This is a genomic window from Pseudomonas sp. EL_65y_Pfl2_R96 (assembly GCF_963970905.1).
Lineage (GTDB): Bacteria > Pseudomonadota > Gammaproteobacteria > Pseudomonadales > Pseudomonadaceae > Aquipseudomonas.
The window spans coordinates 28,230-52,789 of sequence record NZ_CAXAQH010000001.1 but is presented as its reverse complement, the minus strand read 5'-3'; the positions used below and the strand labels follow the sequence as shown (position 1 = coordinate 52,789).

Below are 24,560 nucleotides of genomic sequence, written 5' to 3'. Positions count from 1 at the left end.
CCACAGATAATGGCTATCGAAATCAAAGCCCCCACTTTCCCGGAATCGGTTGCCGATGGCACCGTTGCCACCTGGCACAAAAAACCGGGCGACGCCGTCAAGCGCGATGACCTGATCGTCGACATCGAAACTGACAAAGTCGTATTGGAAGTGTTGGCCACCGCTGATGGCGTGCTGGGCGCTATCGTCAAGAACGAAGGCGACACCGTTCTGTCCGACGAAGTCCTGGGCTCCATCGAAGCAGGCGGCGCTGCTGCCGCTCCAGCTGCCGCCGCTGCTCCGGCCGTTGCACAAGCTTCTGCTCCAGCCGCTGAAGGCGAAGATGATCCTGTTGCTGCACCGGCTGCTCGCAAGCTGGCTGAAGAAAACGGCATCAACATCGCTTCCGTTGCCGGCACTGGCAAAGGCGGTCGTGTGACCAAGGAAGACGTTGTTGCCGCTGTAGCTGCCAAGAAAGCCGCTCCGGCTGCCGCGCCTGCCAAGGCGGCTGCTCCTGCCGCTGCTGCTCCAGTGTTCGCTGCCGGCGATCGCATCGAGAAGCGCGTACCGATGACCCGCGTGCGGGCCACCGTCGCCAAGCGTCTGGTTGAAGCTCAATCGAACATGGCAATGCTGACCACTTTCAACGAAGTCGACATGACCGAAGTCATGGCGTTGCGTTCGAAGTACAAGGATCTCTTTGAGAAGAGCCATAACGGTGTGCGTCTGGGCTTCATGTCGTTCTTCGTGAAAGCGGCCACCGAAGCGCTGAAACGCTTCCCGGCTGTCAACGCGTCGATCGACGGTGCTGACATCGTTTACCACGGCTACGCTGACGTCGGTGTAGCTGTTTCCAGCGACCGCGGTCTGGTTGTTCCGGTTCTGCGTAACGCCGAACTGATGAGCCTGGCTGAAATCGAAGGCGGCATCGCCACCTTCGGCAAGAAGGCTCGTGACGGCAAACTGTCGATGGACGAGATGACCGGCGGTACTTTCACCATCACTAACGGTGGTACTTTTGGTTCGATGATGTCGACCCCGATCGTCAACCCGCCACAAGCGGCCATCCTGGGCATGCACAACATTCTGCAGCGTCCTATGGCGATCAACGGTCAAGTCGTTATCCGTCCGATGATGTACCTGGCACTGTCCTACGATCACCGTCTGATCGATGGCAAAGAAGCTGTGACCTTCCTGGTTACCATCAAGAACCTGCTGGAAGACCCGGCTCGTTTGCTGCTGGATATCTGATTTCGTTGCACGGGCCGTTCAGCGATGGGCGGCCCTTTTGTAATGACCAGCTTCGTCCCACGACGGTCCCCAAAAGGGGCCGTCCGGTTTGATTCGAGAAGGAATGACACATGACTCAGAAATTCGACGTGGTAGTGATTGGCGCGGGCCCTGGCGGCTACGTGGCTGCCATTAAAGCAGCGCAACTGGGCCTCACCACTGCCTGCATCGAGAAATACACCGACAAGGAAGGCAAACTGGCCCTCGGCGGTACTTGCCTGAACGTCGGCTGCATTCCATCCAAGGCGCTGCTGGACAGCTCCTGGAAGTTCCACGAAGCGCAAGACGGCTTCGCGATCCACGGCATCAACCACGCTGGCGTGACCATGGACGTACCAGCAATGGTCGGCCGTAAAGCCAACATCGTCAAAGGCCTGACCTCTGGCGTTGCCACCCTGTTCAAGGCTAATGGCGTCACTTCGATCCAGGGCCACGGCAAACTGCTGGCCGGCAAGAAAGTCGAAGTCACCAAGCCTGACGGTTCGGTTGAAGTCATCGAAGCCGAAAACGTCATCCTGGCTCCGGGCTCGCGTCCGATCGACATTCCACCGGCTCCGGTCGACCAGAATGTGATCGTCGATTCGACTGGCGCTCTGGAATTCCAATCCGTACCAAAACGCTTGGGTGTGATCGGCGCTGGTGTTATCGGTCTGGAACTGGGTTCGGTATGGTCCCGTCTGGGCGCCAAAGTCACCGTTCTCGAAGCGCTGGATACCTTCCTGATGGCAGCGGACACCGCTGTTTCCAAGGAAGCGCTGAAAACCCTGACCAAACAGGGTCTGGACATCAAACTGGGCGCTCGCGTGACCGGTTCCAAAGTGAACGGCGACGAAGTCGTTGTGAACTACACCGATGCCAACGGCGAACAGAACATCACTTTCGACAAGCTGATCGTAGCCGTTGGTCGCCGTCCGGTGACCACTGATCTGCTGGCTGCCGATTGCGGCGTGACCCTCGACGAGCGCGGTTTCGTGCACGTTGACGATCACTGCGCCACCACCGTACCGGGCGTTTACGCCATCGGTGACGTGGTTCGCGGCATGATGCTGGCTCACAAAGCCTCGGAAGAGGGCATCATGGTTGTCGAGCGCATCAAGGGCCATAAAGCCCAGATGAACTATGACCTGATCCCTTCGGTTATTTATACTCACCCGGAAATCGCGTGGGTCGGTAAAACCGAGCAGGCCTTGAAAGCTGAAGGCGTAGAAGTTAACGTCGGCACCTTCCCGTTCGCAGCCTCTGGCCGTGCCATGGCCGCCAACGATACCGGTGGTTTCGTCAAGGTCATCGCTGATGCCAGGACTGACCGCGTATTGGGTGTCCACGTGATTGGCCCGAGCGCCGCAGAACTGGTTCAGCAGGGCGCGATCGGCATGGAATTCGGCACCAGCGCTGAAGACTTGGGCATGATGGTTTTCTCCCATCCGACCCTGTCTGAAGCCTTGCACGAAGCTGCGTTGGCAGTGAATGGCGGCGCCATCCACATCGCCAACCGCAAGAAACGCTAAGACAATAAGAAACCACGGCGGTACGGCCCGTCGTGAGCCTTGCATGCAAGACTCACCGCGGAATGTCCGCTGGACGCAGTCTTGCGTAGCTGCACCGGGTACCCGGAAAGGTTACGCAAGCAGCAGTCACAGGTGGTGCGGCACTTGAATGAGTGCAGCACCGAATGCGCAGTACCTAACGAAGACGGTAATAAGCATGAATCTTCACGAGTATCAGGGTAAGCAGCTGTTCGCTGAATACGGCCTGCCAGTTTCCACCGGTTACGCGGTAGACACCCCGGAAGCAGCAGCAGAAGCTTGCGACAAAATCGGCGGCAGCGAATGGGTTGTCAAAGCCCAGGTTCACGCCGGTGGTCGCGGTAAAGCGGGCGGCGTCAAGCTGGTTCGCAGCAAAGAAGACGCCAAAGCCTTCGCACAGCAGTGGCTGGGCAAGCGTCTGGTGACTTACCAGACTGACGCCAATGGTCAGCCAGTCACCAAGATCCTGGTTGAGTCGTGCACTGATATCGCTAAAGAGCTGTACCTGGGCGCTGTCGTTGACCGTTCGAGCCGTCGCATCGTGTTCATGGCTTCCACCGAAGGTGGCGTGGACATCGAGAAAATCGCTCACGACACCCCTGAGAAAATCCTCAAGGCCACTATCGATCCACTGGTTGGCGCTCAGCCATTCCAGGGTCGCGAGCTGGCATTCCAGCTGGGTCTGGAAGGCAAGCAAGTCGCTCAGTTCGCCAAGATCTTCGTAGGTCTGGCCAAGCTGTTCAAGGATCACGACCTGGCTCTGCTGGAAGTGAACCCGCTGGTGATCAAGGCTGACGGCGATCTGCATTGCCTCGATGCCAAGATCAACATCGACGCCAACGCCATGTACCGTCAGCCTAAGCTGAAGACTTTCCACGATCCGTCGCAAGACGATCCGCGCGAAGCGCACGCTGCCAAGTTCGAACTGAACTACGTGGCACTGGAAGGCAACATCGGTTGCATGGTCAACGGTGCTGGCCTGGCCATGGGTACCATGGACATCGTCAACCTGCATGGCGGCAAACCAGCCAACTTCCTCGACGTGGGCGGCGGTGCTACCAAAGAACGCGTTACCGAAGCGTTCAAGATCATCCTGTCCGACACTAACGTCGCTGCAGTACTGGTCAACATCTTCGGCGGCATCGTTCGTTGCGACATGATTGCCGAAGGCATCATCGGCGCCGTGAAAGAAGTCGGCGTGAAAATCCCGGTTGTTGTTCGCCTTGAAGGCAACAACGCTGAGCTGGGCGCTAAAGTACTGGCAGAAAGCGGTTTGAACATCATCGCTGCTACCAGCCTGACCGACGCTGCTCAACAAGTCGTTAAAGCTGCGGAGGGCAAATAATGAGCGTCCTGATCAATAAAGACACCAAAGTTATCTGCCAGGGCATTACCGGTTCGCAAGGTAGTTTCCACACCCAGCAAGCCATCGAATACGGCACCAAGATGGTTGGCGGCGTAACTCCAGGCAAAGGCGGCACCGAGCACCTGGGTCTGCCAGTGTTCAACACCGTGAAAGACGCTGTAGCAGCCACTGGCGCCACCGCCAGCGTGATCTACGTTCCAGCTCCTTTCTGCAAGGACTCCATCCTGGAAGCAGCATTCGGCGGCATCAAGCTGATCGTTTGCATCACCGAAGGCATTCCTACCCTGGACATGCTGGATGCCAAGGTCAAGTGCGACGAGCTGGGTATCACCCTGATCGGCCCTAACTGCCCAGGCGTGATCACTCCAGGCGAATGCAAGATCGGCATCATGCCAGGTCACATTCACTTGCCAGGCAAGGTCGGTATCGTTTCCCGTTCCGGCACCCTGACCTACGAAGCTGTGAAGCAGACTACTGACGCTGGTTTCGGTCAGTCGACTTGCGTCGGCATCGGTGGTGACCCGATCCCGGGTTCGAACTTCATCGACATCCTGAAGCTGTTCCAGGAAGACCCGAAGACCGAAGCGATCGTCATGATCGGCGAGATCGGCGGTTCGGCTGAAGAAGAAGCGGCTGCCTACATCAAGGCACACGTGACCAAGCCGGTTGTTTCCTACATCGCTGGTGTGACTGCTCCTCCGGGCAAGCGCATGGGCCATGCTGGCGCAATCATCTCTGGCGGCAAAGGCACTGCAGACGAGAAATTCGCTGCACTGCAAGACGCAGGTGTTAAAACCGTGCGTTCGCTGGCAGACATCGGCAAGGCCCTGGCCGAGCTGACCGGTTGGGCCGTCAAATAAGCCTCGGGCTTAACTGACGCTTCACCAGACAAAGGCCACCTTCGGGTGGCCTTTGTTGTTTCTGAAGATCAAAAGATCGCAGCCTTCGGCAGCTCCTACAGTGAATGCGATGCCATGTAGGAGCTGCCGAAGGCTGCGATCTTTTGATTTTCAAGGAAAATTAGATATGTAAGCGCGACATTGAAATGTCGCGTATCGGATAGTTCGCCCTGTAATAGTGCGTTTGTCAGACAAATTCGTTAGGCTAGCAGCCATTTTTGCGTCCGCGGCCCACAAGGCAGCGACGCGCTAAACGGGTCGGTCCTATACGGATCGACAGCATTTCCCTCACCCATAAGGGAAATCCCTCTCTAAATTCCGATTCAGTAGTGTGGTATTTCCTTAATGAAAGTGTTGAAAGGCCAGGACATCCTGGCACTGGGTTTTATGACGTTTGCCCTGTTCGTCGGGGCCGGCAACATCATTTTCCCGCCTATCGTCGGTTTGCAGTCCGGGCCTAATGTCTGGATGGCGGCGCTGGGTTTCCTGATCACCGCAGTCGGTCTGCCGGTGATCACCGTTGTCGCCCTGGCCAAGGTCGGCGGCGCAATGGATGCCTTGAGCAGCCCGATCGGTAAAATCGCCGGCGGCCTGCTGGCAGCCGCGTGCTACCTGGCTGTCGGCCCGTTGTTCGCGACGCCGCGCACCGCGACCGTGTCGTTCGAAGTAGGTCTGGCGCCGCTGACTGGCGAGAGCCCGCTGGCGCTGTTTCTCTATAGCTCGGTGTACTTCCTGCTGGTGTTCTTCATCTCGCTCTATCCAGGCCGTCTGCTGGACACCGTAGGACGGTTCCTCGCACCGCTGAAGATCATCGCCCTGGCCGTTCTCGGTATCGCAGCGTTCGCGCTGCCGGCTGGCGACATCGGCGTGGCCACCCCTGAATACGTGGCAGCACCGTTCTCCCAGGGCTTCATCAATGGTTACCTGACCATGGATACCCTGGGCGCATTGGTATTTGGCATTGTCATCGTCAATGCGATCCGCTCTCGTGGCGTGGATTCGCCGGTGTTGATCACCCGTTACGCGATCATTGCCGGGCTGATTGCCGGCGTGGGTCTGGCGCTGGTTTACGTCAGTCTGTTCCGGCTCGGTTCGGGCAGCCATGAAGTGGCCGCCGGTGCTACCAACGGCGCGGCGGTATTGCACGCGTACGTGCAGCACACCTTCGGCTCCCTGGGCAGCGGTTTCCTCGCGGTGCTGATCTCCCTGGCCTGCCTGGTGACAGCGGTCGGTCTGACCTGCGCCTGTGCCGAATACTTCAGCGGTGTATTGCCGCTGTCCTACAAGACGCTGGTGATCATCCTGGCTGCGTTCTCCCTGTTGGTGTCCAACCTGGGCCTCACCAAGCTGATCGCGTTCTCGATCCCGGTGCTGACCGCCATCTACCCGCCGTGCATCGCCCTGGTCGCCCTGAGCTTCTGCAAGGACTTCTGGCATGAGCAGGGCCGCATCGTCGGACCGGTGATGCTGGTGTCGTTCATCTTCGGCCTGATCGACGCCCTCAAAGGCGCCGGTCTGGCCGACTGGATGCCGACGCAACTGGCTCACCTGCCGCTGAGCGAGCAGGGGCTGGCGTGGCTGGTGCCGTCGGTCATGACTCTGGCGGTCGCCGTGGTCTGCGACCGTCTGCTGGGCAAGCGCGAAGAAGCGCTGGCTTAAACTGCTTCATGGCTCGCCACAAGCGGGCTTTGAGCTGCAAATTGAAATGCCCCGTATCAATCGATATGGGGCATTTTTTATGGGCGTGCGAAGATCAAATGTGGGAGCGGGCTTGCTCGCGAAGAGGGCTTAACATTCAATAGTGATGTTGACTGGAAGTCCGCTTTCGCGAGCAAGCCCGCTCCCACAGGATCCCGGTATTTCACACTGATCTCACAAGGAACTGCATGTCGTTCATCCACGCTAATCTGATCCATATCCTCGCCGCGCTCTGGTTTGTCGTCTGCTGGGGTGGCTACACCCGTTACGCGACATGGAAGGGCCGTGACACTGCATGCCTGGCCAGTGTGCTGCACCTGTATCGTGAAGACTGGATGCGCCGCATGCTGTTGCGCGACAACCGTATTGCCGATGCCAGCGTGATCGGCAACCTTGAGCGCAACGCCTCGTTCTTCGCTTCCAGTACGTTGATTATCCTGGCCGGCATTCTCACGGTATTGGGCGCGTCCGAAAGAGCTGTGTCATTGCTGGCGGATATTCCGATGGTGCAACAGGCCTCCCAAGGCATGTCGGAGATCAAGCTGTTGTGCCTGGCGCTGGTGTTTGTCTATGCGTTCTTTACGTTCAGCTGGTGCATGCGTCAGTACAACTTTGCGGCCATTCTTGTGGGCTCGGCACCGATGATTGGTGAGCGCCATGTGTCCGAGCAAGAGCGTAAAGCCTTTGCTTCCCGAGCCGCTCGTGTCATTTCCATGGCGGCCAACCAGTTCAACTTCGGTCTGCGTTCCTATTACTTCGGCATGACCATGTTGGCGTGGTTTGTCAGCCCCTGGTTGTTCATGTTGATGAGCGCCGGTGTCGTGTTTGTGTTGTATCGCCGCGAGTTTCACTCCGACGTTCTTGACGTGATGGTCTATACCCCTACAGAGGCGCCATTGCCTGAGCTGAACAAAGAGGCGGCTTGATGAGTATTCCGTTCTGGTGTGTGTTTATCAGCGCCTTGTTGATCTTCGTGGCGCGCATGCCAGTGGCCAAGGCCATGAGCGCGCAGGGCGGTTACAACAATCACCTGCCGCGCCAGCAACAGGCGCAACTTACAGGCTTCGGTGCTCGTGCATTGGCGGCCCACCAGAACAGTTTCGAGGCGTTCATAATATTTGCAGTTGGGGTGTTGATGGCGCACACCACGCAGACGGCGGGGTGGCTGATCGATACGCTGGCAATCATCTTCGTGATCACACGCATCATTTACTTGCTGTGCTATTGGGCAGATCTGGCCTGGCAGCGCAGTCTGGTGTGGTTCGTGGGTTTAGTGTGTTCGTTGCTGCTGATGATTAGTCCGACTTTTAGGACGATTTTGATCTAATACTGCATTGCAAACAAAAGCCGCCGATAAAAGAAAACCCGCACTTGGCGGGTTTTCTTTTATCACTAAAAACGCTTTTAGTTTTTAGGTGCTTCTGGCGCGGCTTCTTTTGTCGCTGCTGCGTTCGATTCGGCCTGAGCTTTGGCAGCTTCGGCGTTTTCTTTTGCTGCCTCGTTCACTTTATCCTGAGCTTCGCTCATTTTTTCCTGAGCTTGCTCGGCATGTTGGTTAGCATCTTGAGCTTTGTCCTCGGATTTTTTATCGCAAGCAGCGAGACCGAGGGAAGCGGTCAACATCAAGGCAATAGCTAAAGTCTTACGCATGGGGTGTTTCTCCTGATGGAAAATATCTACTGGCCTTTCGAGCGCGGTGATCAGGGTTAAGTTCCTCAATTCACAGATATATATATGTTTGTTTTGCCACGGAACTTTTGCCCACTAGCCTGCTACTTTGTCTGGACACTAAGAAGAGTTTCATCAAATGGCCGAAAACCCCGTTTTTGAGCGTGCGACGCGATTCCTGTCGGCATTGCGGCATTGTCAGGTTCTCGGAATGCGCGTTCACAGTGCCAGCAGCGAAGGGCTGACGGTGATTCTGCCGTACAGCCCGCAAATCGTTGGCAACCCGCAAACCGGGGTGATTCATGGCGGTGCGCTGACCTCACTGATGGACACCGCCTGCGGCATGGCCACGCTCTGCGTGCTGCCTGAGTTCGAGGTTTGCCCGACGCTCGACTTGCGTATCGACTACATGTACGCCGCCGAGCCGCACAAGGATGTGTACGGCTTCGCCCAATGTTACCGAGTGACCACCGACGTGATCTTCGCGCGCGGTTTTGCCTATCAGGACGACCCCGAACAGCCCATCGCCCACGTGGTGGGCACCTTTATGCGTATGGGCAAGGGCGTCAAAGGCACCAAGGGCTTTGGTGGTGTCATTGCTGGAGGTGCGAAATGACCGGCACGTTCAAGGAGCAACTCCAACAGGCTCATGCGCAGGGGGACTACACAGCGCTGCTGCAGCTGATTCCTTACGCCGAGCTGATCGGCGTCGAATGTTCGCGGGTAGGAGATGAGCTGCTGTTTCGTCTGCCGGCCAACAAGGACAACATTGGTAACCCTTTATTGCCGGCGATTCATGGCGGGGTGATTGCCGGGTTCATGGAGCTTTCGGCGGCGCTGCACCTGTTGATTTTCACCGGTTCGCCCGGCGTGCCAAAGATTATCGACTTTTCCCTCGACTACCTGCGCGCGGGGCAATTTCGCGATACCTGGGCCCGATGCCTGGTTTGCCGACAGGGGCGCCGGGTGGCAAACGTGGCGATTACCGCCTGGCAAAGCACTGAAGCCGAGCCCATTGCCACGGCCCGGGCCCACTTCAAAATCGAAGAGCCCTTGAAATCCTGATCTAAGCCCCCAACTTTGATGACAACCCGCCGCCGACCCTCAAGGTCGCGGCCACTGCCATCTGATTGGAGTTTGATGACCATGAGTGTGGAAACTCAAAAGGAAACCCTGGGCTTCCAGACCGAGGTGAAGCAACTGCTGCACCTCATGATCCATTCGCTGTATTCCAACAAGGAAATCTTCCTTCGCGAATTGATCTCGAACGCCTCTGACGCTGTCGATAAATTACGTTTTGAAGCGCTGGCCAAGCCTGAGTTGCTGGAAGGCGGCGCTGAACTGAAAATCCGTGTGAGCTTCGACAAGGACGCTAAAACCGTCACCCTCGAAGACAACGGCATCGGCATGAGCCGTGAGGATGCGGTCACCCATCTGGGCACCATCGCCAAGTCCGGCACTGCCGATTTCATGAAGCACCTGTCTGGCGATCAGAAAAAAGACTCGCACCTGATCGGTCAATTCGGTGTCGGTTTCTATTCGGCCTTCATCGTCGCCGATAAAGTTGACGTATTCAGCCGCCGTGCCGGCCTTGCTGCCAGCGAAGGTGTGCACTGGTCGTCCAAGGGCGAAGGCGAATTCGAAATCGCCACCGTCGAGAAAGCCGACCGTGGTACTCGCATCGTCCTGCACCTGAAGTCTGGTGAAGACGAGTTCGCTGATGGCTGGCGTCTGCGCAACGTCATCAAGAAGTACTCCGACCACATCGCCTTGCCGATCGAGTTGCCGAAAGAAGTGGCAGCCGCCGAAGGCGAAGAGAAGCCTGCGCTTGAGTGGGAAACCGTCAACCGCGCCAGCGCCCTGTGGACTCGCCCTCGCACTGAAGTAAAGGATGAGGAATACCAGGAGTTCTACAAACACGTCGCTCACGATTTCGAGAACCCGCTGAGCTGGAGCCATAACAAGGTCGAAGGCAAGCTCGAGTACACCTCGCTGCTTTATGTACCGACCCGTGCTCCGTTCGATCTGTACCAGCGTGAAGCGCCAAAAGGCCTGAAGCTGTATGTGCAGCGTGTATTCGTCATGGATCAGGCCGAGTCGTTCCTGCCGCTGTACCTGCGCTTCATCAAAGGCGTGGTCGACTCCAACGACCTGTCGCTGAACGTGTCGCGGGAAATCCTGCAGAAAGACCCGATCATCGACACCATGAAATCGGCGCTGACCAAGCGCGTTCTGGACATGCTGGAAAAACTGGCGAAGAACGAGCCTGAGCAATACAAAGGCTTCTGGAAGAACTTCGGTCAGGTCATGAAAGAAGGCCCGGCAGAAGATTTCGCCAACAAAGAAAAAATTGCCGGTCTGCTGCGCTTCGCGTCCACTCAGGGCGACGACGGCGAGCAGGTTGTGGGTCTGGCCGACTACCTGGCCCGTGCCAAGGAAGGTCAGGACAAGATCTACTACCTGACTGGCGAAACCTACGCGCAAGTCAAAAACAGCCCGCACCTGGAAGTCTTCCGCAAGAAAGGCATCGAAGTGCTGCTGCTGACCGACCGCATCGACGAGTGGCTGATGAGCTACCTCAGCGACTTCGACGGCAAGAGCTTCGTCGACGTGGCACGCGGTGACCTGGACCTCGGCAACCTGGACTCGGAAGAAGACAAGAAAGCCGCGGAAGAAGTCGCCAAGTCCAAAGAAGGTCTGGTTGAGCGTCTCAAGACCGCTTTGGGTGAGTCCGTTGCTGAGGTGCGGGTTTCCCACCGTCTGACCGATTCCCCGGCGATTCTGGCGATCGGCGAGCAGGACCTGGGCCTGCAAATGCGTCAGATCCTGGAAGCCAGTGGTCAGAAGGTTCCGGATTCGAAGCCGATCTTCGAATTCAATCCGGCTCACCCGCTGATCGAGAAACTCGACAACGAGCAGAGCGACGAGCGCTTCGGCGATCTGTCGCACATCCTGTTCGATCAGGCGGCCCTGGCGGCCGGCGACAGCTTGAAAGACCCGGCCGCGTATGTGCGCCGTTTGAACAAGCTGTTGGTTGAACTGTCGGTTTAACCGCGTTGTAGAAAAAAACCCGCTTCGGCGGGTTTTTTGATCGTTCCTACGCTCTGCGTGGGAATGCCTCTAGGGACGCTCCGCGTCCAGTGACGCGGAGCGTCACGGGCTGCATCCCCACGCAGAGCATGGGAACGACCAGCCGATCAATTACAAGGGAGTTGGCGGGCTTCGGTGTTTCGGCAGCTCAATCCGCTCACTTTCCCCCGGCACTGTCGGCCACTCCCCGGTAGCCCAGCGTCGACGTGCTTCATCGATCAATGCCGGATCGCTGGCCACGAAATTCCAGTTGATCCGTCGCGGCCCATCCAATGGCGCTCCGCCAAACAGCACGGCATGGCAGTCACTCTCGGCGAACAACGTCATTTCTTCCCCGACCGGCAACACCACCAGCGAGTGCGGTTCCAGCAGTTCGCCGTCCAGTTGCACCTCACCGCTCAGCACATACAGTGCCCGCTCTTCATGCTCGGTGGGAATCAGCAGCGTGGTTGCCGTTTGCAGGCTCAATTCGGCATACAGCGTAGGAGAAAGCACCGGGACCGGCGACTCGAGGCAAAAGCCTGATCCGGCGATCATCCGTATCTTCACGCCAAGGTTATCGCTGACGGGCAGCGTGGTTGCCGGATGGTGGCTGTAGTGTCCTGGACCGTGTTCACGGTCCTTGGGTGACGCCAGCCAGATCTGTAAGCCGTGCATCGTACCGCCGCTATCCTTCAATGCGTCGGGCGTGCGTTCGATGTGGGCAATCGCACTGCCGGCGGTCATCCAGCTGACATCGCCGGCATTCACCAGCTGATCGGAACCGAGGCTGTCCTTGTGCTGGATTTGCCCTTCGAACAGGTAGGTCAGGGTGGACAGGCCGATGTGCGGATGCTGGCGGATGTTCATGCCTTTACCCGGTGGATAACGGGTTTCGAGCATGTGGTCGAAAAACACAAAAGGTCCGACGTTGCGGCATTTGGCTGACGGCAGCGTCCGAAGAATCGGCTGGCCTTCGACATCTTCGGCGCGGGGACGGATCACGAGCGGAGTGTTCATGGTGCTGCATTCCAGGCTGAGCGGGTGACGCCGTGAGCATAACCCGCTTGCGCAGCCCTTGCCGCTATTGGCTGAAGGCGCCTTCCGACAGATGAGTCTCGATGCTGACCTCGGAGGTGGTCATCAGCTTGTGTACCGGGCAGCGGTCGGCCACGCGGTGCAGCTCTTCGCGCTGGGCGTCGGTGAGTACGCCCTTGAGCGTGAGTTTGACGTGCAGGACGTATTTGCCTTTCTGCTCTTCACTGTTGTCGCGCTTGACCTCAACCCCGACGCCGGTCAGTGGGATGTCCTTCTTCTTCGCATACAGTTTCAGTGTCAGGGCCTTGCAGGCACCGAGGGCTGCATCGAAGTAGTCGTGTGGCTCAGGTGCCGTGCCTTCGCCGCCGGACGACTTGGGTACATCGGCAAACAGTTCATGGTCATCGATCTGGACGCTGTGACGAAAACCTTCGGCGGAGACGGTATTGACGGTAACGGTCATGGGAAACCTCGTAGGCAACAGGAAAAGTCATTCGATCAAAAAAGACCCTGAAGTTATAGAGCATTCCTTCACATTAGCGTTCCACTTTCTTGCCGGGTGATTTGACCACGAGGGGCAAGCCTCAATACTGGTGAGTTAAGACACAGAACCTGTGGGAGCGTGGCTTGCCCGCGAAGAATGCACCGCGGTTTTTCAGGTATTACGCGTCATCGTTCTTCGCGGGCAAGCCTCGCTCCCACAGGATTGCGCAGAACTCAAGGTTGTCATCGTCCTGTCACCCCCGCGTCATACCCTCGCGCTCATCTCAATCAAGGAGCGCACCATGCACCTCACCCGTTTAACCGCCCTGGCCACGTTGATGTTCGTCAGTGCTCTGGCCAGTGCCGAAGTCCGCGTCGAAGGTCCGGTGGAATACGGCGTGTTCGCCAGCGCGAAAGCCGAACTGCAATCGGGCGAGCGAGTTTTGCGCCGCAGCAATGAACAGATTCAGCAGACCGAAATCGTCCCGGCGAAACTGGGCACAAAATTCGGTATGCGTTACCAGTTGGCCGGCAAAGTCGCCGAAGGCGAGCCGCTGACTTTGCTCTATTTCACGCCGGGCATCCGCACCCCGGATGGTGTGCGTCACGACAAACTGGAAGTGATTCAGAAACTGGTGCCAGGCGCTCCGCTGGACCTGATGGCCTTCGAGTTCACTGAAAGTCACGAAGTCGTTCCTGGTGAATGGCGTTTCATGGTGTTCCAGGGCGATCGTCTGCTGGCTCAGCAACGCTTTACAGTGCGCTGATCGCTCCGCTCAACGAAACGCCAGACGAAAAAAAGCCCCGCGTTTGCGGGGCTTTCATGTCGTTGCGGATCAGCTGCCTTTCACCGTCTTGCCGTTGACCGTACCGTCGAGGAGCATGATGTTGTACTCCTTGCCGTCGGTTTCGACCTGTTGCAGACGGACCAGCAGGTAATCCCAATCCTTGGCGAACCACAGCACGGTGATGCGCTTGCTTTGTGTCGGATCGCGCACGCGCTCGACCTTGATCGCATCGATCTGGCCAGCCTTGGTGTCGACTTTCTCCGAACCCAGCACGCGGAAGTCGTAGGTATCGACTTCGCCGTCATCGACGACCTGATAGCTCATGCTTTTCTTGCCGGCGGCCACGTCATGCTGCAGCGCCAGCTGATAGGTGGACTTGTCGACCATTCCGCGGTTGAGCGGGAGCTTGACGGCGTCACCGCGATCGGTGCCGGTGACCATCTTGTTGGTCCAGTCGAAGTCCAGATCAGCCTTTTTGGCCTTGCCCAGGCCACCGCGTTCGAAGTGGTAGGACTGTGGCAGCAGCGTGTCCTTGTCCAGGGTGAGGGTGCTTTCTTCGGTCAGGCTGGCGATCATCATCGACGCCTTGAAGCTGAGTTTCCAGATGCCGTTGGCTTCCTTGGTCAGGCTGCGTTCGGCGGTGCCGCTCATGGGCAACTGCTTCCAGTCGGCGGTGTAGCTGGCGGAGAAGGGTTGAAGGTCTGCGGCCTGCGCAAACGGCAGGGCGAGCAGAGCGCAAGCGAAGAGCAGGGCACGACGCATAAAATCTCCTAGGTTCGAATCAAGTGGCCGCTGGCTGCGAGTAACTGTCCGTCCAGTAAAGCACCTTGTTCGCCAAGCGATAAACGACCTTCGGCAAACCAGCGTACGGCCATCGGGTAGATCAGGTGTTCCTGGGTGTGGACTCGCTGCGCCAGACTCTGCGGCGAATCGTGCAACTCTACCGGTATTACTGCCTGTACGACCAGTGGTCCGCCATCGAGTTCCTCGGTGACGAAGTGCACGGAGCAGCCGTGTTCCGTGTCGCCGGCCTCCAGCGCGCGCTGATGAGTGTGTAACCCTTTGTACTTGGGCAGCAGCGAGGGATGGATATTAAGCAGGCGACCCTGATAGTGGCGCACGAAGTCAGCGCTGAGAATGCGCATGAAGCCGGCCAGTACCACGAGTTTGGGGTTGAAGGCGTCGATCAGTTCGATCAGCGCGGCATCGAAGGCCTCGCGACCTTCGAACGCCTTGTGATCCAGGGTGCGGGTGTCGATACCCGCGTCCCTGGCGCGTAGCAGGCCGTAGGCGTCGGCGCGGTTGGAAATCACCGCAGCGATGCGAACCGGGCTTTCGCCGGTCCGCGTGCTGTCGATCAAGGCCTGCAAGTTACTGCCGGTGCCGGAGAGCAGCACCACGACATCACAGGTGGCGGACATCAGTGCGCCTTAAGGTTCTTCAGTTCGACCTGAGCCGCGCCTTCGGCAGCGGTGGCGATCTGACCGATGACCCAAGGCTGCTCGCCGGCTTCACGCAGGACGTTCAGGGCGGTTTCAACGTGCTCTTGAGCCACGCAGATAACCATGCCGACGCCGCAGTTCAGCACACGGTGCATTTCGGTTTCGTCGACGTTGCCTTTCTCTTGCAGCCAGTCGAACACCGCCGGGCGGGTCCAGCTCGCAACGTCAACTACCGCTTGAGCGCCTTTTGGCAGTACGCGCGGGATGTTGTCCAGCAAGCCGCCACCGGTGATGTGGGCCATGGCTTTGACGGCACCGGTGTCTTTGATCAGCTTGAGCAGCGGCTTCACGTAGATACGGGTCGGGGCCATCAGCAGGTCGGTCAGCGGTTTGCCGTCGAGCTGGATGTTCTCGATGTCGGAACCCGACACTTCGATGATCTTGCGGATCAGCGAGTAGCCGTTGGAGTGCGGGCCGGAAGACGGCAGGGCGAGCAGGGCATCGCCGGCAGCGACTTTCGAACCGTCGATGATTTCGGATTTTTCAACGACGCCGACGCAGAAGCCGGCCAGGTCGTAGTCTTCACCTTCGTACATACCTGGCATTTCAGCGGTTTCGCCGCCGACCAGGGAGCAGCCGGACAGTTCGCAGCCTGCGCCGATGCCGGTCACAACTTGTGCGGCGGTGTCGACGTTCAGTTTGCCGGTGGCGTAGTAGTCGAGGAAGAACAGCGGCTCGGCGCCGCACACCACCAGGTCATTCACGCACATGGCAACCAGATCGATGCCGATGCTGTCGTGTTTGTTCAGGTTCAGCGCCAGGCGCAGCTTGGTACCGACGCCGTCAGTGCCCGAGACCAGCACCGGTTGCTTGTAACCGGCCGGGATTTCGCAGAGGGCGCCGAAACCGCCCAGGCCGCCCATGACTTCCGGGCGCGCAGTGCGCTTGGCGACGCTCTTGATGCGTTCGACCAATGCTTCACCGGCGTCGATGTCTACACCGGCGTCCTTGTAGCTCAGGGAGGGTTGCTTGCTCATGATCCAGGCCTTTAGGGGGGATTCAGGGGTAACGACCGAGTCCAGTGGGGCCACTGAAGCTGGCGAAGGGCAATTGCCGTACGCGAATTTCAGGGCGCCCGGCTGTTGCCGGTCTGCGAAGGCGCGCGATTTTATCAGGCTTGAGGGGCAGCGGCCATCCTCGTGCCGACGGGCAGGGGCATATTGCGTTAAAAAAAATCCATACTGCCCGTGTTGGTGGCGTCCCACATGGCTGTATAAGGTATCGACGTTAACCGTCTATCGTTATGACAGTGCGAAAACTTACCGGGATCGGGTGAATGTTTTGCTTGGGCGTGTGGTCACAGCCTAGTTCATGCGGTCTGTTCCAGCCGCTCTTGTCGTCAGGAATCTTTCATGCGTTTTCTTAAATTCTTGTTCGTGGGCTGTTTAGCCGTGGTCAGCCTGACCAGCCATGCCGAAACCGTCAAAGGCCTCTATCAAGTGCGCGAGCCCGTCAGCGGCCAGACGCCGGAGGAGCGCGATCAGGCGACTCAGCGGGCGCTGGATACGTTGGTGTTGCGCCTGACCGGCGATCCCAGGGCGGCGCAAAGCCCCGGTCTGGCGGCCGTGCGCAAAGAACCTCAGCAAATCATCAGTCAGTTCGGTTACGACGCCGGGCCGCCGGAGGTGCTGAAAGTCGATTTCGATCCGGCCACCACCGAACAGGCCTTGCGCCGTGCCGGGTTGGCCGTGTGGGGTGCCAATCGGCCGTCGATCCTCGGCTGGTGGTTGAACGACTCCGCCGAAGGCTCGAGCCTGGTGGGCGATGGTCAGGCCAGCGCTGCGCCCCTGCGTCGGGCGGCTCAACACCGTGGCCTGCCGCTGCGTTTGCCGCTGGCGGACCTGAATGAACAGATCGTCGCTACCGCGCCGAATCTGGAAAGTGCTGACCCTGCGCCGCTGCAGGGCGCCTCCGACCGTTACAATGCCGACGCCTTGCTGGCGGTGCATGCCCGTGAAGAGGGTGGCCAATGGCAAGCCAAGTGGCGTCTGTGGTTGGGCGATCAGAAAGAGGCCGGTAGCGTGCAGGGCGCCGATGCCGCCGCCGTGGCCGATGCGGTGATGCTGGCGGTCAGCGAGCGTCTGGCGTCGCGTTTCGTCGCTAAACCGGGTGCGTCCGGCGAGCAATTGCTGGAAGTGCAGGGAATGAATCTGGAGCGTTATGCCACGCTGGGGCGTTTGCTGGAGCCTTTTGGCGCGCGTTTGCTGAGTGTCGATGGCGACCGCGTGCTTTATCGCGTCAACGGCAGTGCCGATCAGCTGCGAGCTCAGTTGTCCCTGGCGAAATTGCAGGAAGTTCCGGCCGGTCAAGCCCCGGCACCCACGGCAGCTGTTCCCTTGGCTGCTGGTTCGGCGCCGGCCGCAGCGCCAGGCCCGGCACCTACGCCGCAGTTACGTTTTCGCTGGTAGTTTTTCTTTATATAGAAGCAGGAGTGGTACATGGCCGATACGCGGCGTTGGTTCTGGCTTGGTGGGGTGGTCCTGCTTTGCGCGTTTGTTTACCTGTTGCATCCGATCCTGACGCCGTTCCTGGTGGCGCTGCTGTTGGCCTATCTGTTCGACCCGCTGGTGGATCGGCTGGAGAAGTTCGGTCTGTCGCGGACCTGGGGCGTGGTGGCGGTGTTCGCCTTGTTCACGTTGATCCTTACCACGCTGCTGTTGGTGTTGGTGCCGATGCTCGCCAAGCAGCTGTTTCGCCTGTATGAACTGGCGCCGCAGATGCTCGACTGGTTGCAGCACACCGCGTTGCCGTGGGCGCAATCGAAGTTGGGTTTGTCGGAGGGCTTCTGGAAGTTCGACAAGCTCAAGGCGGCGATCAGCGAGCACATGGGCCAGACCAGCGACATTGTCGGCGTGGTGCTGAGTCAGGCGACGGCCTCAGGCCTTGCGCTGATTGGCTGGCTGGCCAATCTGGTGCTGATCCCGGTGGTGAGTTTTTATCTGCTGCGCGACTGGGACCTGATGATGGCCAAGATCCGTAGCCTGCTGCCGCGTGATCGTGAAGAGCGCGTCATGTCCCTGGCCGGGGAATGCCATGAAGTGCTTGGAGCGTTCGTGCGTGGGCAGTTGCTGGTGATGCTGGCGCTGGGTGTGATCTATGCCTCAGGCTTGATGATCGTCGGGTTGGAGTTGGGGTTGTTGATCGGTCTGATCGCCGGTCTGGCGGCGATCGTGCCGTACATGGGGTTCGTCATCGGGATTGGCGCGGCATTGATTGCCGGTCTGTTCCAGTTCGGGGGCGATCTGTACCCCATGATCGGTATCGTCGCGGTGTTCATGGTCGGCCAGGCACTGGAAGGCATGGTCCTGACGCCGTTGCTGGTGGGGGATCGGATCGGTTTGCATCCGGTGGCGGTGATCTTCGCCATCCTGGCCGGCGGCGAGCTGTTCGGTTTTACCGGTGTGCTGCTGGCATTGCCGGTGGCGGCGGTGATCATGGTGCTTGTGCGCCACGTGCATGATTTGTACAAGGATTCGGATATCTATGGCGGTGTCGACGAGTCTGGGCAGTAAGGCTTTTTGATCGCTCGTAGCGGGCATCCTGGTTTCATGCCAGGTTTGCCCGCCTCCCTCGCGCGGCTGTCACATGCGCCGCCAAAGAAACTGGTTAACGCAAACCTTTGATTTTGCTTGTGGTCTGTCGCATTGTGCGGTCAGCTTCACGGGTATAAACTTCGCAAACTTTACACAGAGGCCACTAACGGTTCCTTTGGAACTGTTCAGTCAGCATGAAACCGATTCAGCTGCCCCTAGGTGTGCGTCTGCGTGATGACGCTACCTTTATCAATTACTACCCAGGCGCCAATGCCGCTGCACTCGGCTATGTCGAGCGGCTCTGCGAAGCCGACGCCGGCTGGACGGAAAGCCTGATTTACCTCTGGGGCAAGGACGGGGTAGGGCGCACGCATTTGTTGCAGGCGGCGTGTCTGCGCTTCGAACAGCTGGGGGAGCCGGCGGTGTACCTGCCGTTGGCCGAGTTGCTGGACCGCGGTATCGAAATCCTCGACAACCTCGAACAATACGAGCTGGTCTGCCTGGACGATTTGCAGGCGGTCGCCGGTAAGGCGGATTGGGAAGAGGCGCTGTTCCATCTGTTCAATCGTCTGCGTGACAGCGGTCGACGTCTGCTGATCGCCGCCTCGACATCCCCGCGCGAACTACCGGTGAAGCTGGCGGACCTCAAGTCGCGGCTGACACTGGCACTCATCTTCCAGATGCGCCCGCTCTCTGACGAAGACAAATTGCGTGCCTTGCAGTTGCGCGCATCTCGTCGTGGCCTGCACCTGACCGATGAAGTCGGGCATTTTATTTTGACCCGCGGGACTCGCAGCATGAGTGCGCTTTTCGAGCTGCTTGAGCGCCTCGATCAGGCCTCCCTTCAAGCTCAGCGCAAGCTGACAATCCCGTTCCTGAAAGAAACCCTCGGTTGGTAAAAAAACCTGGTAAAGCCCAGGTTTTACGCGGGTTCGGCATATTTCAGGCGTCAACAAATCCGCTTTCCTGCAAGGGGGCAGGCTGCGCAAAGATTCAAAATGGGCTTAAGCGCTTAGATGTAAACGAGAAACCGATAAGTCACATAAAGATCGATTGAATTTGCAAATGAGGTTGATAGCGGGCATAGTCTCGGCTTCTTTACAACTATCAGCCACGGTCGTGCCCATGCTAAATCGCTTCGCACCCCTCGTGCCTCTCGCACTCGTCACCCTGTTGTTCGGTTGCGCTGCCCACTCTCCAGTGTCTCAGCAAGAGCAACAACAGCGGGTTTCAAATTCAGTTACCGCGCAGTCTTCTTCCGTTCTTTTCCAGGAAGAGCTAGCCACCAATAAAGAACTGGCAGACTTCGCCGGCGGCAAGTTATACCAACTTCCGGTTCTGGCCGACAGCATCCTCGAACGTGGCATGTCCCTGATCGGTACCCGTTACCGTTTCGGCGGCACCTCCGAGGCAGGCTTCGACTGCAGCGGCTTCATCGGTTATCTGTTTCGTGAAGAGGCCGGCATGAACCTGCCGCGCTCCACCCGCGAAATGATCAACGTTGACGCTCCGCAGGTTGCTCGCAGCGCCCTCAAGCCGGGTGATCTGCTGTTCTTCGCCACCAATGGCCGTCGCGGTCGTGTCAGTCACGCCGGGATCTACCTGGGTGACAACCAGTTCATCCACTCCAGCAGCCGCAAAAGCGGCGGTGTCCGGATCGATAGCCTGGGCGACAGCTACTGGAACAAGACCTTCATCGAAGCCAAGCGCGCACTCGCGATGGCGCCGACTGTGGCCCCGGCTATCGTCACTGCACGCAAGTAAGCAGACAGTTTATAAGGTGAACTTAAAGTCTTACTTGAAGTTTGCCGCGTAGCCGCTAGAATCCTGATCTATTATTGATGGCAAACCGCCTGCGTTCTGCGCAGGCGGTTTTCTTTTCTGCCTTTGTGGCAGAAAAAGCCGCAGCCAGATCAGGATGTTCTGTTTATGACGATGTCGGCCCGCCTCGCACTCATGGTCTTCGCAGCGCTGCTCAGCGCCTGCGCCAGCCGCACACCGCCACCTGCGCCGGTAGTCCGCGCGCCCATTGTTTTCGGTTCCTCCCAAGCCTTTTCCCCGGCGGCAGAAGATGTGTTGTTTCGCGCGCTCGGCCTGGTGGGAACACCTTATCGCTGGGGCGGCAACACGCCGGATTCCGGGTTTGATTGCAGTGGTCTGATCGGTTACGTCTATCGCGATGTCGCGGGCATTTCCTTGCCGCGGTCCACACGAGAGATGATCGGCATGCAAGCCCCCAATGTCGGCAAGGAAGGCCTGCAAACCGGCGACCTGATTTTCTTCGCCACCAATGGCGGCTCCCAGGTCAGCCATGCTGGCATCTACGTCGGCGAAGGCCGCTTCGTCCATGCGCCAGCCACGGGTGGCACGGTCAAGCTGGACAGCTTGTCCAAAGCTTATTGGCAGAAAGCCTATCTGAGCGCCAAGCGCGTCCTGCAGCCTGAGCACTTGGCACATAATCCATAGGGGGCGTTCTCAATGAATTCCCGGCGCGATGGGGAAGCTCATTGAGAATGGCTTAACGGAGGTTGTCATGACCGCTCGCACGCTCAATCTCGACGATTCCCTGTACCACTACCTGCTCGACGTTTCCCTGCGAGAAACGCCGCTGCTCAAGCGCCTGCGCGACGAAACCCAGGCGCTGCCCATGGCTCGCTGGCAGGTGGCGCCGGAGCAGGGGCAGTTCCTCGCGTTGCTGGTCAAACTCATCGGCGCCAGGCGTTTGCTGGAAGTCGGTACCTTCACCGGTTACAGCGCCTTGTGCATGGCCGCTGCATTGCCGGATGACGGTTCGCTGATCTGTTGCGATATGCCTGGCGATTACAATGCCACTGCTCGTCGTTACTGGCAGGAAGCAGGTCTCGCCGGGCGCATTGATCTGCGTCTGGCTCCTGCGCTGGAAACCCTCGCGCAGCTTGAGCGGCAAGGGCAAGGCGAGCACTACGATCTGATTTTCATTGATGCCGACAAGGCCAATTATCCGGCTTACCTGGAGCATGCGCTGCGTTTGCTGCGGGTCGGTGGTCTGGCAGTGTTCGACAACACGCTATGGAGCGGGCGGGTGCTTGAGGCGAATCCCGAGAGCGAAGACACCCGAGCCATCCAGGCACTCAATCGCGCCTTGAAGGATGACTCGCGTGTGGATCTGTCGTTGTTGCCGCTGGGGGATGGCCTCACGCTCTGTCGTAAACGCTGATCTCTTGTGGGAGCGAGCATGCTCGCGATAGCGGTGCGTCAGGCCACATCGTCTTTGAATGTGCTGACCCCATCGCGAGCAGGCTCGCTCCCACAGTGATGTGTGTCGCAGTTATTGAGCCGCCGAAACGCGCCACACCTTGTTCCCCACATCATCCGCCACCAGCAGGCCGCCCTGCTGATCGATTACCACGCCCACCGGCCGGCCCATGGCTTTTTCCTCGTCGTTGAGGAAACCGGTGAGCACATCCACTGGCTTCCCGGTCGGTTTGCCGGCGCTGAACGGCACGAAAATCACTTTGTAGCCGCTGTGTGGCTTGCGGTTCCACGAGCCGTGCTGGCCGATGAAGGCACCTTGGGTGAACGGCGCCGGCAGTTTGCTGCCTTCGGCGAACGTCAGGCCCAGCGACGCGGTATGGGGCCCCACCGCGTAATCTGGCGCAATGGCCTTGGCGACCAGAGCAGGGTTTTGCGGCTCGACGCGAACATCGACATGCTGCCCGTAATAGCTGTAAGGCCAGCCGTAGAACCCGCCATCCTTCACTGAAGTGATGTAGTCCGGCACCAGGTCGCTGCCGATTTCGTCACGCTCGTTGACCGCGGTCCACAGTGCGCCGCTCTGTGGCTCCCAGGCCAGACCGTTTGGGTTGCGAATCCCTGAGGCGAAGATCCGATGGTTGCCGGTGGCGCGGTCCACTTCCCAGATCGCCGCGCGGCCTTCTTCCTGATCCATGCCGTTTTCGCCGACGTTGCTGTTCGAGCCTACGGTGACGTACAACTTGCTGCCGTCCTTGCTGGCGATGACGTTTTTGGTCCAGTGGTGATTCAGCGTGCCGCCCGGCAGATCGACCACCTTGATCGGCGGCAACTTGATCGCCGTTTCGCCGTTTTCATAGTGGAAACGCAGCAGGCGGTCGGTGTCGGCAACGTACAGGTCATTGCCGACCAGGGTCATGCCGAAGGGCGAGTTGAGGTTTTCCAGGAACACCGTGCGGGTTTCGGCGACGCCGTCGTGGTCCTTGTCCCGCAGCAGGGTGATGCGGTTCGGGCTGGGGACGCCGGCACCTGCGCGCCCCATGACTTTGCCCATGACCCAGTCGCGAATGCCTTTGCCGTCGTCAGGTTTAGGTGGTGCATTGGTTTCGGCCACCAGCACGTCGCCATTGGGCAACACGTAGAGCCAGCGCGGATGATCGAGGCCTTCGGCAAACGCCGCCACCTGAGTCCCCGCCGCGGCGACAGGTTTTGCACCTTGAGGCCAGCCGATCGCCGGGGCGATGTTCACCGTCGGGATCAGGGTTTTGTTCGGTTCTGGCAGCTTGGGCGACGGTCCGGTGCCGTCCGAGACTTGCAGGCTGGAGGTTTCACCACAGGCGGCGAGCCCTCCGGCGAGCGCGATGATGAAAACGAGCTGGGGTTTGCGCATTACTGATCTTCCTTATGAATGCATTGACGTAATCATAGAGAAGCGTAGGCACCCGATGGTTCAACCGGTCAGCCGCGGGCTTCCTTGAACAGCACGGCGATGCCCGGGTGGTAGTTGCCGGCTTCATTGCGCAACTTGCGATAGGCGTAGGGGAAATACCAGGCCACGGCGCAGGTGTGTTCCTTTTGCAGATCGTCGAGCATGTCCTGGAGCTCTTCCGGGGTGGCGCTGTGCTGGGCTTTTTGTGGCGCGACAAACAGACAGCCGAGCTTCAGGTCGCTGGCATAGCTGATTCGCTTTGCGTCGCTGGTGATGTCCGCCAGTGCCTGGGTCAGGTTCAGGCTATTGACTCGCGGCCAACGCTGGGTCACCTGGAGGTACGCGCGTTCTTCGCTGGTGGCGATGAACAGATCGGCGCGGGCGTTGCGCTCGCCTTCTTCGGTCTGTTTGTGGGTCGGTGTTTGTTGCAGCGTGATCATTTCCGCCATCCAGGCCGCGGCAGAGAGCAGGCCGAGGTTGGCGTTTTCGTCGTGCCAGTAAGGCGTATCGTTATCGCCGCGCACGGCATTGTAGCGGTCGATACAGTCAAACCAGCGTTCCAGCACCGGGCGCAGGAATTCCAGCTTCGGATTGCTGATGATCATGCCTTGCATGTGGCTCACCTTTGTTATTGTGTTGTGAGGTTGTGGCTCTTTGATATCACTGCTGGCGGTGTGGCACAAGATTGACGTCAGTTAATTGATCGACGGCAGTTATTCGCTGGCAGGCGGTCCGGCTTTAATTGACGCTCCACCCCCAACCCTCTAACCTTCGCGGCTTGTTTCAGGTGCTCTGTGGCCTTGGTCGACAGAGTGAAACAGGGAAGTCGGTGAGTGACTATCTTCAAGCAACGAAGAGTCATGATCCCGACGCTGCCCCCGCAACGGTAAATGAGTGAAGGCTGCGCCTGGAGCCACTGTGTCGAGTCTCGACATGGGAAGGCGCGCAGTTGGGCCAAGTGCCGCTCATGAGCCCGGAGACCGGCCTGATCCATCCAACGGCATCACGGTGGGCGATGCCAGGCTTCTTGCCGTCTATTCTTGTGCCTGCCCGCCGTTATC

Annotated in this window: 25 protein-coding genes and 1 riboswitch; of the genes, 17 read left to right on the top strand and 8 right to left on the bottom strand. The window is 58.8% G+C overall.

The genetic code is table 11. The features are described 5' to 3' along the window. The first annotated feature begins 9 nt into the window (after positions 1–9). The 7 genes from odhB to AACY49_RS00235 all read left to right on the top strand — a co-directional run bounded on the left by odhB (position 10) and on the right by AACY49_RS00235 (position 8,085). Positions 10–1,230 carry a 2-oxoglutarate dehydrogenase complex dihydrolipoyllysine-residue succinyltransferase gene (gene odhB / locus AACY49_RS00265; protein WP_339521340.1) on the top strand — a complete coding sequence of 407 codons (1,221 nt, stop codon included), beginning with the start codon at positions 10–12 and terminating at the stop codon, positions 1,228–1,230. 110 nt (positions 1,231–1,340) lie between these two features. After that, the gene (lpdA, locus tag AACY49_RS00260) at positions 1,341–2,777 is read left to right on the top strand and encodes a dihydrolipoyl dehydrogenase (protein WP_339521339.1); all 1,437 of its coding nucleotides are present in this window, start codon (positions 1,341–1,343) and stop codon (positions 2,775–2,777) included. A gap of 196 nt (positions 2,778–2,973) precedes the next feature. Next, a complete protein-coding gene (gene sucC, locus AACY49_RS00255) occupies positions 2,974–4,140 on the top strand; it encodes an ADP-forming succinate--CoA ligase subunit beta (RefSeq protein WP_007919879.1) in 1,167 nt (388 codons plus the stop codon). Further along, complete coding sequence (sucD, locus tag AACY49_RS00250) at positions 4,140–5,021, top strand: succinate--CoA ligase subunit alpha (protein ID WP_008032672.1); 882 nt, start codon at positions 4,140–4,142, stop codon at positions 5,019–5,021. The genes sucC and sucD overlap by 1 nt, the downstream gene beginning before the upstream one ends. Before the next feature lie 384 nt (positions 5,022–5,405). Then, on the top strand, positions 5,406–6,719 hold the full coding sequence (gene brnQ / locus AACY49_RS00245; protein ID WP_258696902.1) for a branched-chain amino acid transport system II carrier protein: 1,314 nt from the start codon (positions 5,406–5,408) through the stop codon (positions 6,717–6,719). Positions 6,720–6,946: 227 nt separating this feature from the next. Next, positions 6,947–7,684 carry a DUF599 domain-containing protein gene (locus AACY49_RS00240; RefSeq protein ID WP_007936050.1) on the top strand — a complete coding sequence of 246 codons (738 nt, stop codon included), beginning with the start codon at positions 6,947–6,949 and terminating at the stop codon, positions 7,682–7,684. Further along, positions 7,684–8,085: an MAPEG family protein gene (locus tag AACY49_RS00235; protein ID WP_258696901.1), complete on the top strand. Its 402-nt coding sequence runs from the start codon at positions 7,684–7,686 to the stop codon at positions 8,083–8,085. Before AACY49_RS00240 ends, AACY49_RS00235 begins: the two co-directional genes overlap by 1 nt. A gap of 77 nt (positions 8,086–8,162) precedes the next feature. Here the strand turns inward: AACY49_RS00235 and AACY49_RS00230 are convergent, their stop codons facing one another. Further along, positions 8,163–8,408 (bottom strand): hypothetical protein, encoded by a 246-nt coding sequence (locus tag AACY49_RS00230; protein ID WP_123496139.1) that lies wholly within the window; start codon positions 8,406–8,408, stop codon positions 8,163–8,165. A 157-nt stretch (positions 8,409–8,565) separates the two neighbouring features. Between AACY49_RS00230 and AACY49_RS00225 the strand changes: the two genes are divergently transcribed. The 3 genes from AACY49_RS00225 (at position 8,566) to htpG (ending at position 11,477) form a co-directional block, all read left to right on the top strand. Then, a complete protein-coding gene (locus AACY49_RS00225) occupies positions 8,566–9,042 on the top strand; it encodes a PaaI family thioesterase (RefSeq protein ID WP_320391352.1) in 477 nt (158 codons plus the stop codon). After that, positions 9,039–9,491, top strand: coding sequence for a PaaI family thioesterase (locus AACY49_RS00220; protein ID WP_339521338.1), 453 nt, complete (start codon positions 9,039–9,041; stop codon positions 9,489–9,491). Before AACY49_RS00225 ends, AACY49_RS00220 begins: the two co-directional genes overlap by 4 nt. 81 nt (positions 9,492–9,572) lie before the next feature. Then, positions 9,573–11,477: a molecular chaperone HtpG gene (gene htpG, locus AACY49_RS00215; protein WP_320391350.1), complete on the top strand. Its 1,905-nt coding sequence runs from the start codon at positions 9,573–9,575 to the stop codon at positions 11,475–11,477. A 150-nt stretch (positions 11,478–11,627) separates the two neighbouring features. Here the strand turns inward: htpG and AACY49_RS00210 are convergent, their stop codons facing one another. Then, entirely contained in the window at positions 11,628–12,515 is an 888-nt protein-coding gene (locus AACY49_RS00210) for a pirin family protein (RefSeq protein WP_339521337.1), read from the bottom strand. 64 nt (positions 12,516–12,579) lie between these two features. After that, positions 12,580–12,996, bottom strand: coding sequence for an OsmC family protein (locus AACY49_RS00205; RefSeq protein WP_258696896.1), 417 nt, complete (start codon positions 12,994–12,996; stop codon positions 12,580–12,582). A 322-nt stretch (positions 12,997–13,318) separates the two neighbouring features. Here AACY49_RS00205 and AACY49_RS00200 point away from each other — a divergent pair, with 322 nt between their 5' ends. After that, a complete protein-coding gene (locus AACY49_RS00200; RefSeq protein ID WP_339521336.1) occupies positions 13,319–13,783 on the top strand; it encodes a DUF3859 domain-containing protein in 465 nt (154 codons plus the stop codon). A 69-nt stretch (positions 13,784–13,852) separates the two neighbouring features. On the opposite strand, the gene AACY49_RS00195 is transcribed toward AACY49_RS00200, so the two are convergent. The 3 genes from AACY49_RS00195 to purM are packed head-to-tail and all read right to left on the bottom strand — an operon-like array spanning position 13,853 to position 16,283. Beyond that, entirely contained in the window at positions 13,853–14,566 is a 714-nt protein-coding gene (locus tag AACY49_RS00195) for a DUF3108 domain-containing protein (RefSeq protein ID WP_258696894.1), read from the bottom strand. A gap of 8 nt (positions 14,567–14,574) precedes the next feature. Then, entirely contained in the window at positions 14,575–15,225 is a 651-nt protein-coding gene (gene purN / locus AACY49_RS00190; RefSeq protein WP_258696893.1) for a phosphoribosylglycinamide formyltransferase, read from the bottom strand. Then, complete coding sequence (purM, locus tag AACY49_RS00185) at positions 15,225–16,283, bottom strand: phosphoribosylformylglycinamidine cyclo-ligase (RefSeq protein WP_007936066.1); 1,059 nt, start codon at positions 16,281–16,283, stop codon at positions 15,225–15,227. Before purM ends, purN begins: the two co-directional genes overlap by 1 nt. 375 nt (positions 16,284–16,658) lie before the next feature. On the opposite strand from purM, the gene AACY49_RS00180 reads away from it, so the two are divergent. From AACY49_RS00180 to AACY49_RS00155, 6 genes are all read left to right on the top strand, one after another. Beyond that, positions 16,659–17,714: a DUF2066 domain-containing protein gene (locus AACY49_RS00180; protein WP_339521335.1), complete on the top strand. Its 1,056-nt coding sequence runs from the start codon at positions 16,659–16,661 to the stop codon at positions 17,712–17,714. Between the two features lie 30 nt (positions 17,715–17,744). Next, positions 17,745–18,818: an AI-2E family transporter gene (locus AACY49_RS00175; protein ID WP_258696891.1), complete on the top strand. Its 1,074-nt coding sequence runs from the start codon at positions 17,745–17,747 to the stop codon at positions 18,816–18,818. 215 nt (positions 18,819–19,033) lie between these two features. After that, entirely contained in the window at positions 19,034–19,738 is a 705-nt protein-coding gene (hda, locus tag AACY49_RS00170) for a DnaA regulatory inactivator Hda (protein WP_007898944.1), read from the top strand. Positions 19,739–19,964: 226 nt separating this feature from the next. Then, positions 19,965–20,603: a C40 family peptidase gene (locus tag AACY49_RS00165; protein ID WP_339521334.1), complete on the top strand. Its 639-nt coding sequence runs from the start codon at positions 19,965–19,967 to the stop codon at positions 20,601–20,603. Positions 20,604–20,768: 165 nt separating this feature from the next. Next, the gene (locus tag AACY49_RS00160) at positions 20,769–21,305 is read left to right on the top strand and encodes a C40 family peptidase (protein ID WP_258696889.1); all 537 of its coding nucleotides are present in this window, start codon (positions 20,769–20,771) and stop codon (positions 21,303–21,305) included. 67 nt (positions 21,306–21,372) lie between these two features. Continuing rightward, positions 21,373–22,035, top strand: a complete 663-nt coding sequence (locus AACY49_RS00155) for an O-methyltransferase (protein WP_339521333.1) — start codon at positions 21,373–21,375, stop codon at positions 22,033–22,035. A 111-nt stretch (positions 22,036–22,146) separates the two neighbouring features. On the opposite strand, the gene AACY49_RS00150 is transcribed toward AACY49_RS00155, so the two are convergent. Both AACY49_RS00150 and AACY49_RS00145 read right to left on the bottom strand, forming a co-directional pair. Continuing rightward, positions 22,147–23,460, bottom strand: a complete 1,314-nt coding sequence (locus tag AACY49_RS00150) for a PQQ-dependent sugar dehydrogenase (protein ID WP_339521332.1) — start codon at positions 23,458–23,460, stop codon at positions 22,147–22,149. 68 nt (positions 23,461–23,528) lie between these two features. Then, the gene (locus tag AACY49_RS00145; protein ID WP_339521331.1) at positions 23,529–24,113 is read right to left on the bottom strand and encodes a hypothetical protein; all 585 of its coding nucleotides are present in this window, start codon (positions 24,111–24,113) and stop codon (positions 23,529–23,531) included. Between the two features lie 154 nt (positions 24,114–24,267). Beyond that, positions 24,268–24,502: riboswitch (cobalamin riboswitch) on the top strand. Positions 24,503–24,560: the final 58 nt, after the last annotated feature.

Excerpts from the sequence above, each read along its gene's own strand:
- sucD (WP_008032672.1), top strand. The coding sequence starts at position 4,140 with ATGAGCGTCCTGATCAATAAAGACACCAAAGTTATCTGCCAGGGCATT.
- lpdA (WP_339521339.1), top strand. The coding sequence starts at position 1,341 with ATGACTCAGAAATTCGACGTGGTAGTGATTGGCGCGGGCCCTGGCGGC.
- AACY49_RS00145 (WP_339521331.1), bottom strand. The coding sequence starts at position 24,113 with ATGCAAGGCATGATCATCAGCAATCCGAAGCTGGAATTCCTGCGCCCG.
- AACY49_RS00175 (WP_258696891.1), top strand. The coding sequence starts at position 17,745 with ATGGCCGATACGCGGCGTTGGTTCTGGCTTGGTGGGGTGGTCCTGCTT.
- AACY49_RS00235 (WP_258696901.1), top strand. The coding sequence starts at position 7,684 with ATGAGTATTCCGTTCTGGTGTGTGTTTATCAGCGCCTTGTTGATCTTC.
- purN (WP_258696893.1), bottom strand. The coding sequence starts at position 15,225 with ATGTCCGCCACCTGTGATGTCGTGGTGCTGCTCTCCGGCACCGGCAGT.
- AACY49_RS00180 (WP_339521335.1), top strand. The coding sequence starts at position 16,659 with ATGCGTTTTCTTAAATTCTTGTTCGTGGGCTGTTTAGCCGTGGTCAGC.
- AACY49_RS00160 (WP_258696889.1), top strand. The coding sequence starts at position 20,769 with ATGACGATGTCGGCCCGCCTCGCACTCATGGTCTTCGCAGCGCTGCTC.
- AACY49_RS00230 (WP_123496139.1), bottom strand. The coding sequence starts at position 8,408 with ATGCGTAAGACTTTAGCTATTGCCTTGATGTTGACCGCTTCCCTCGGT.
- brnQ (WP_258696902.1), top strand. The coding sequence starts at position 5,406 with ATGAAAGTGTTGAAAGGCCAGGACATCCTGGCACTGGGTTTTATGACG.
- hda (WP_007898944.1), top strand. The coding sequence starts at position 19,034 with ATGAAACCGATTCAGCTGCCCCTAGGTGTGCGTCTGCGTGATGACGCT.
- AACY49_RS00220 (WP_339521338.1), top strand. The coding sequence starts at position 9,039 with ATGACCGGCACGTTCAAGGAGCAACTCCAACAGGCTCATGCGCAGGGG.
- AACY49_RS00240 (WP_007936050.1), top strand. The coding sequence starts at position 6,947 with ATGTCGTTCATCCACGCTAATCTGATCCATATCCTCGCCGCGCTCTGG.
- AACY49_RS00195 (WP_258696894.1), bottom strand. The coding sequence starts at position 14,566 with ATGCGTCGTGCCCTGCTCTTCGCTTGCGCTCTGCTCGCCCTGCCGTTT.
- AACY49_RS00150 (WP_339521332.1), bottom strand. The coding sequence starts at position 23,460 with ATGCGCAAACCCCAGCTCGTTTTCATCATCGCGCTCGCCGGAGGGCTC.
- odhB (WP_339521340.1), top strand. The coding sequence starts at position 10 with ATGGCTATCGAAATCAAAGCCCCCACTTTCCCGGAATCGGTTGCCGAT.
- htpG (WP_320391350.1), top strand. The coding sequence starts at position 9,573 with ATGAGTGTGGAAACTCAAAAGGAAACCCTGGGCTTCCAGACCGAGGTG.
- AACY49_RS00205 (WP_258696896.1), bottom strand. The coding sequence starts at position 12,996 with ATGACCGTTACCGTCAATACCGTCTCCGCCGAAGGTTTTCGTCACAGC.
- AACY49_RS00155 (WP_339521333.1), top strand. The coding sequence starts at position 21,373 with ATGACCGCTCGCACGCTCAATCTCGACGATTCCCTGTACCACTACCTG.
- AACY49_RS00200 (WP_339521336.1), top strand. The coding sequence starts at position 13,319 with ATGCACCTCACCCGTTTAACCGCCCTGGCCACGTTGATGTTCGTCAGT.
- purM (WP_007936066.1), bottom strand. The coding sequence starts at position 16,283 with ATGAGCAAGCAACCCTCCCTGAGCTACAAGGACGCCGGTGTAGACATC.
- AACY49_RS00165 (WP_339521334.1), top strand. The coding sequence starts at position 19,965 with ATGCTAAATCGCTTCGCACCCCTCGTGCCTCTCGCACTCGTCACCCTG.
- AACY49_RS00225 (WP_320391352.1), top strand. The coding sequence starts at position 8,566 with ATGGCCGAAAACCCCGTTTTTGAGCGTGCGACGCGATTCCTGTCGGCA.
- sucC (WP_007919879.1), top strand. The coding sequence starts at position 2,974 with ATGAATCTTCACGAGTATCAGGGTAAGCAGCTGTTCGCTGAATACGGC.
- AACY49_RS00210 (WP_339521337.1), bottom strand. The coding sequence starts at position 12,515 with ATGAACACTCCGCTCGTGATCCGTCCCCGCGCCGAAGATGTCGAAGGC.